Source organism: Halomonas terrestris, from assembly GCF_049166755.1.
In the GTDB taxonomy this organism is placed as follows: domain Bacteria; phylum Pseudomonadota; class Gammaproteobacteria; order Pseudomonadales; family Halomonadaceae; genus Halomonas.
In genome coordinates, this window is the sequence record NZ_JBMHFZ010000060.1 from 1 (window position 1) to 621 (window position 621).

At 67.6% G+C, this 621-nt stretch carries 1 protein-coding gene; it reads left to right on the top strand.

Annotated elements, in window-relative coordinates; genetic code table 11:
• Positions 1-621, top strand: a 621-nt coding sequence (locus ACOMD9_RS21105) for a zinc-binding dehydrogenase (RefSeq protein WP_421417984.1), incomplete at both ends; no start/stop codon positions are given.

The window sequence follows — 621 nt, forward strand, 5'->3', positions numbered from 1 at the left end:
GAGTACACCGTGCTGCCCGAGGTGTCGCTGGCGGTGGTCTCGAAGGAGGCGCCGCTGGACAAGATCTGCCTGCTCGGCTGCGGGGTGACCACCGGCATCGGCGCGGTGCTCAACACCGCCAAGGTCGAGCCGGGCTCGACCGTCGCCGTGTTCGGCCTGGGCGCCATCGGTCTCGCCGTGATCCAGGGCGCGGTGATGGCCAAGGCCAGCCGCATCATCGCCATCGACGTCAACCCGGACAAGTTCGAGCTGGCCCGCCAGTTCGGCGCCACCGAGTTCGTCAATCCCAAGGAGCACGCGGACCCGATCCAGCAGGTGATCGTCGACCTGACCGACGGCGGGGTCGACTACTCCTTCGAGTGCATCGGCAACGTCAACGTGATGCGCTCGGCCTTGGAGTGCTGCCACAAGGGCTGGGGCGAGTCGGTGATCATCGGCGTGGCCGGGGCCGGCGAGGAGATCTGCACCCGGCCGTTCCAGCTGGTGACGGGCCGGGTGTGGAAGGGCTCCGCCTTCGGCGGCGTCAAGGGCCGCACCGAGCTGCCGGGCTATGTGGAGCGCTACATGAACGGCGAGATCAACATCGACGACTTCATCACCCACGACATGCCCTTCGAGCAG